Source organism: Pseudoalteromonas sp. OOF1S-7 (assembly GCF_022347765.1).
Classification (GTDB): Bacteria; Pseudomonadota; Gammaproteobacteria; order Enterobacterales; family Alteromonadaceae; genus Pseudoalteromonas.
Genome location: NZ_JAKRFZ010000035.1, coordinates 1 through 6,927 on the forward strand (window position 1 = coordinate 1; position 6,927 = coordinate 6,927).

Genomic DNA, 6,927 nt, shown 5'->3' on the forward strand with positions numbered 1-6,927 from the left:
GTAAGGATAACTAGGAATTATGGGTAGTGAAATACATAGAGTTTTAATAATACTTTCAAGGTTGGAATTCGATACCGATAGTGAAGTAAAATATTTAAAGGACGCAGTTGAATCAATTGATGGGAAATGGCTAAGCTTCAAATGCATTATTGACCCATCTAAAAAAGAAGTGGAAGAAACCATATACAGTGAAAATTTTTTATGCGTTATTCCATGTTCTCAATATAGTATTGGTGGGGTTTATGAAGAAGATATTAAAACAAACCAATTCAATATTATCCAACTTCTTGAGATTCTGGAAGCTCCATATTTCGCAAATAGCTACACCTCAAATTTTTTAGCAAATAATCTGATTGCTAGTCATAATGCTTGCAAGATATCACCTCCTACAAGTGTATTAACAAAAGATTCATATCTTCTAGGGAGAAGGCCTAACGAGTTTTCTGATACAACATTTTCAATATCTATTGAGAAAGAAACAGCTTGTTTTAAAACTACACTTAAATGCAAAGATTATATTTTTGAAAGTTGGGATAAAGCCAATCTTTTTATTTCTAGAATCTTTACATGTGATGAACCGGTGAGCGAGATCATAATTAAGGGAATTCCAAAGGAAGGTAAACGTTATATTGTATCCACAATGGGAAAAGAGCCGAATAACATTGAGATAATCCATCATGTTGGCAGCCAGGATAATAGTGAGTTAGATATAAAAACTAGCACGCTGCTTCTACGGGAAAATTCAAAATTAATAGAGCTATACAAACTACAAAATTATTCTCAATTTGAATTTTCAGTATGTAAAAAAAGTAAGAAAATATACCTAAACGGAGTGAATGCATCAAACCCATTAGACCTGACAATGCTCTCTAGCATAGAAAAGAAATATAAATCTAGTTTCAAAGATGTGCTATACACAATAATTTTTATATTTTTAGTTGAGAAATCAAAGGAAAATGATTTTAGAAATCTAATTTTTAAATTTTCACAAGAGATATCCGAGGAAGTAATTAAGAAACTAGCTCCCTTAAACTTAGTGAAGGAGCTATACAAAGAATATGACTACATGGATATTTGTAATCAGCTTAAGAAAAGCTTTCTATACCCTGATGAAAGAAACAAGGAGCAGCTTGTAAATTTAATAAGAGATGCAATGAGTAATTTACCAGAATTAAATAGTTGTGAATCCCCATTTCTTGGTAACTATAAATCTTCACATTCATTTTTAAATAAATATAAAGAGATACCTAGAGAAGTCAATGATATTGATACGGTACTTAATGACTCAATGGAAGTTTTTGATGGCCAACCAAGATGGCATGCTCCAACTACCTTATATAATGTTAACCCACCAACAATGCTAAACACTGTTGCTGCAACCACTTTATCCAGTTTGTATAACCCTAATGCAATGGCAGGAAAAACAGCTCCAGGTATAGTAAAGATGGAGAACCTAATAATAAAACAGTTGTCGAATTTAATAGGATGGAAAAATAAGCGATCCGGAATCTTCACTTCAGGTGGAAAAGCTTGTATTACTTACGGGATAAAAATGGGAATGAATCGATGTGAACCATTTTGTGATAGTGAAAGAAAACCGGTTGTTATTACTTCAAAAATTAACCACTACTCGATTGAGTCAACTTGCTCTTTATTAGGCCTTCCAGCTACCTCAGTTAAACGTATACCAACCATCAATGACAAAATCGACTTGAATAGCCTAGAAAAAACCCTTGAAGAATATATTATGCAAGGTACACCCATAGCATGTGTTATTGTATCTGGAGGAAATACCAGACACTGCAGTATTGAAGATTTGAAGAAAGTTAGCGAAATAATAGAAAAATGTTCATTGAAGTACTCTACAGGCTATTGTCCATATATCTACTTTGACTTAGTTATTGGTTGGCCTTGGTTATTTTTTAAAGGATATGATTTTGAGAAGAACAATCTAAAAATAAGAGAAGAGGCTCTAATTAAAGTTGAATCTATTTATAAAAACCTGGTATACACAAAGCTTGCTGATGGAATAGGGATAGACTTTCACAAGGCTGGGCTATGCCCATTTGGAAACAGTGTATTTTTGACAAAAGACCCTCAATGCCTTTATTCAATATTTGATAATGCTGTTGACGAAAGAAATAGAGAACCGTATCACTACTCACTAAATAACTCTAGAGGATCGGCTGCAATTTTATCTGCATGGAATATGTTACAGAGTCTAGGTGTTGAAGGTATTAGAGCATATGTTGCAAATATGGTTGATGTAGCATGCTCTTTCCAGAACTCTTTACCAGAACATGGTTTTGAAGTATTAAACGGAGAAGGATCTTACGGCTTTGGTACAATTATTTGGTGCAGTTCTCTAGATAGCAAAATTAATTTCTGTGAAATAATAAATTCAGAAACCTACACTATAGAAAGAAATAACTCATACTTATTCCGTTTCTCCGAGTATCTATCCAATGAAAACTTTGAAAATGGAACACAGAAATTTGTTAGGTTTCTTCCAAAATATTTTATAAATAGCAAAGGGCTATATGTATCCGCCATTTCTTTGTTTCCCATGACATTAAGTATCGACAGGGTTATCTCAGAGAGAATTTCGAGAGAAATAGGCAGATCAAAAGCTCAATTCGATGCAATTGAAATGTTAAATTTAAATAAAACAGGAAATTACATACCTAAAGAAGTTCCCATGTAATTGTTTATTAAATCGATTTTAAGTCATTAATTAACTCTTTGCAGTTGATTAATGTGGGGTTGTTTGATGGAGTGTGCTCTTTGTAATAGTCAATCGCACTATTTATTGAATCAATCCCACTGCGTATCATATCCCCCTTACCTTTTAGATACACCTTTTTTTTCAAGCATCTATATATAAATTTACCTTTAAAAAAGTAGCATTTTGCTTCCTTGTTTTTAACATTCATCTCCTTGGTTCTTGTTATTGCTTTTTCGATCTCAGACTCTGCCAATTTATATTTTCCTCTAAACTCGAGGTAATAGGCTTTGGATAAGAGAAAGTCACCTTCAAAAGGTGTCGATATAACACTAAATAAATAGTCCATTTCTGAAATTAGCTTTTCACACTCATTAATTCCAATGGGGTTTATTGAAATTGAGTAACTTATATATGTGTTTATTTTCTCGGGGACAACTCCACTATAAGTAAAGATGAAATTATTTTTCAAAAGAATCCTTATTGATCTGTCATATAAGTCAATAGCCTGTTCAAATAATAAGTCTACACCTTCACTTTCATTTGATTTAGACTTTTCTAAAGATTTTAAGTTTCTATACATGACCTTATTCAATGTATTTGCTTTTTGTTCATATATTCTTGCCAATAAATATGGATCGTCCACGATACTCTTATCACTCAATAGAATATCATAGATTTCTAATGGCTCTTTTGTTTTTCCGCAATGATTATATGCACGACCAAGTTCAACTCCAACTTCGGCCAGCATTCTTTTATCACTCTTTGTCTTCAAGCGCTCGAACTCATCGTGAAGCACACTTATACTTTTCATGGGATATCCGAGTTCCATAAAAATTACGGATTGGTGAATTTTTATTTTTGCTCTTAGTAAAGGCAATGAATCATCAGTTAATTTATATGCTCTAACGGCATATTTCTCAGCTCCTATATAATCATTAGTGAAATAGTGTATTTTAGATTGATAAAAGGAGAAGTATGGTTTTTGATTGTCACGCAAGCTAGTGCTTTCAATTGATGATATAATGGGGAAAAGTTCAATGAGTGGAAGGCCGGTTGTAGAGAAGTCTTGCAAACAGTTATCTAAACCACTTATTAGGGTATTAACCACCCTATCTCTTTCTATATCAGAACCTGAATTTATAATAAAACCAATATCTTCTTTTAAGTTAGGAGAACACGATAGTGACTCAATAATAATTTTTGGTATAAAGCGGCCGTATTTATAGAGGTTATTTAATAAAATCTGCCTAAAAAATGACAGGTTCCTACTCATAACTAACCCCATGAGGTATTGATAAAACCCACTTTGATATATAACTCCTCTTAATACCAAGCTAATAATCCTTTCAAAAAAATCACTACCTTTAAATTCATTTTCTTCAATGTAGTCACGAAAGAACACTTCCTCTATTTTATCATGTTGAAAAGTTATCTTTTCAAGCTCCGAATCATCTCTAATGAGTACTCCTAAGTCTTCTAGTTTATTGATTAACAATGGTACATCACGATCAAACTGACTTGAAAAGCTATCTATCACTTTGAACTTTGTGACCCCAGTGCCTTTTTCACCATTTAATAAAAAATCAAAGTATGTATATATTACCTTCCTAGCTAAAAACCTGTGTTGTTCAGAAAGCTGTTTAAGCATTAAGCTTGAGAATTGACAATATAATTCATTACTATCAATAGGAAAGTCAGCATTGCTTATTTCATTTATGTACCTCCCTAATAGAGCAATAATAAAAGGAGTGGGGTTTTCAGGTAGAATATTGTTAAATATGAATTTGCAGTCTGAAAGTTCCGATTTATGTCCACTTGGGTAATGTAGCTTTATGAGCATCTCCTTTTCAGCTGAACTAACCTCAGATATTCTATAAGCCGCATCAAACTCCATTTGATTTTTATTATTATTTTTCTTGTTGTGAAAGAAATATATTGGATTTAGATTGATGGCTGACTTATTTCTATACTCCTGATAAGCTCTATCCCTGCAGGAAATTATTACTTTAATGCTTCGACACCCGATTAGGGATATCTTTTCGATCATATCTACAATTTCACAATAGTGATTTATTTGATTGTTAAAACCGTCGAACTCATTTAAACCATCAAGTATAAAAATAAGTGTTTTCCCTCTTGATAATAAATTCTCATCAAGGTTTTTCAATTCTAGCTCTATTTCTTCGGCTCTAACAAAGTCTAAGAACAAATCAAACCCTCCTTGTGTTTGTCCGCCGCGCTTTGGAGAAAAGAAGATCGTAATTAAGTCTTTATTTGATTTTTCATTTAACGCAAGATTCTGTAATGATTTTGTTTTACCGCTTCCACTTGGACCTGTGATAAAAATTGCAATCTTAGTACTTTTTATAAAGTTCTCCAGGTCCATATCGAGCTTTAGCTCAACATGCTCACTGTGGGGAGAATTGAAAGCGTAACCCAACTTTAAAAACTTCAAAACACTATCTTTTGAGCAACGTACTAAATTTGAATAAAGTGTATCTTCGGACCATTCATCAGCGGATAGCACTGACTTCTCTACACCAACAATTACAGACAACCATTTAGTATCAAAGATAAACAAGCTTCTATTGTTCGATTCTTCTTTGATCTTTTCATTTGTTATATTAGGTATTTTATTTATATAGGAGGAAGTAAGAGAATCAAAATATTTCGCATCAACCACTCCTAAATCAACACAAATCTTATCCTGATAAACCCTTACTTTATCAAGCTTTCCTCTTAAGAAGTCTCTAACTTTTTGAATAGTGTCATCAGGTTTTTTTCTTATATTTCTAGATGGTGTTAGCAAAGATAAGAAGCTAACTACGTCCATAATTTCCTTAAAATCTAGAAGAGGGATATCATGTGATTCTAGGAACAGCTTATTATCCATTCCTATCTTAACCTTATTTCTTTCACTGCAACTTGAAAAGGAAACCTCTTCAACAGCAGACCAAATAGAATCAATATCTACTATTTTGTCTCTTTCATGTAGTGTTGCTTCCGCACGAAGCTTCGAAATAAATTCTTTCGGCTCGATGCAGTTTCCACTTGCTCTTACGTTAACTTCAACTGAAAGACCAAGAATAAGGGCATCGATTTCGTTGTTTGGTATATGCAGTAGATTGGCAGGAAGCCTTTCACTATTAAAAAAATATAAGTATGATCCAAGGAGTTCGTCATAACTTAGTGAAAATGAAGGGTACTCCCCCTTCCAGGATAATTCACGTTGAATTTTTTCAGACATTTTAATTATATCTATAAAAATCTCATAAATTCGGCCATATATAGAAAGCAGCTCAATTATTGTTGTGTTCAACCACTGTTTGTTGATGGTGTTTTCTTTTGATTTTATTGTTGATTTTACTGGTGGGTTAAATATTATCCCCCTAAGCTTAGCCATTATCTCGCAAAAATCACCAAAGCGGTCACCAGATAGAAAGTTACCATCAGACTCTCTTTCTGCCATAAATTTATATATTGGTTTTGAACTTAATAAGTCCGTCCTATTCAACTCATTTACATCAATCCAGAATGCGGAAAAGTGACCCAATTTACAAAGTGAATTCATCAACCCGATATCTTGGCCTCGATACCCAATGAAAATAAGTAATCCAGATGTCTTTTCGTTGATGTCATTTGCTAGAGTACTCGGAAGAACGCTCAGATCATCAGGTGAAAACTTTAGATTCCCTTCTTCTAGATCCCCATGCACTTTCAACAAATTAAATGTAGGTTTATCTCCAATTTTTATATAATCAGCGTCTCCAACCCGTTTGTTGTAGGATAGCCCTTGAAAAGCTTTCTCTAGCAGCATGTCAAAGTTTGTAGTAATTATGTTTTTCACATATCCATTTTCAATAAGTAACCTTAAACATTTATGCCCTTCCGTAGGTTCAATATTTAGTAACTTTTTATTAAGTAGCCTTTTTCGTTCTTCACTCCCTTTCCCTTCCCAAACTATATTTATAAAATCCCTATATAAAACTTCCCAGCTAGATTCATCAACGTCACTCACCCCGTGGTCTATTAAGCACTCTTTCATTATACCCATTGTGGAAATATCTTTCTTTGAGGAACTGAGCGAGCATCCAGCACCCAGAATTACGGTAGTATTTTCCTCTTCTTTAAGGTCCCGCAATGCGTAGCTTAATTTTAGAAAAGTGTGTTCCTGATTACCCATAATTCCTAGTTATCCTTAC

At 33.3% G+C, this 6,927-nt stretch carries 2 protein-coding genes; one reads left to right on the forward strand and one right to left on the reverse strand.

Annotated features, from left to right (window positions below; translation table 11 throughout):
• The first annotated feature begins 19 nt into the window (after nt 1–19).
• Nucleotides 20–2,704, forward strand: coding sequence for a pyridoxal-dependent decarboxylase (locus tag MHN33_RS23600; RefSeq protein WP_239401911.1), 2,685 nt, complete (start codon nt 20–22; stop codon nt 2,702–2,704).
• A 7-nt stretch (nt 2,705–2,711) separates the two neighbouring features.
• On the opposite strand, the gene MHN33_RS23605 is transcribed toward MHN33_RS23600, so the two are convergent.
• The gene (locus tag MHN33_RS23605) at nt 2,712–6,908 is read right to left on the reverse strand and encodes an SIR2 family protein (RefSeq protein WP_239401913.1); all 4,197 of its coding nucleotides are present in this window, start codon (nt 6,906–6,908) and stop codon (nt 2,712–2,714) included.
• Nucleotides 6,909–6,927 lie beyond the last annotated feature (19 nt).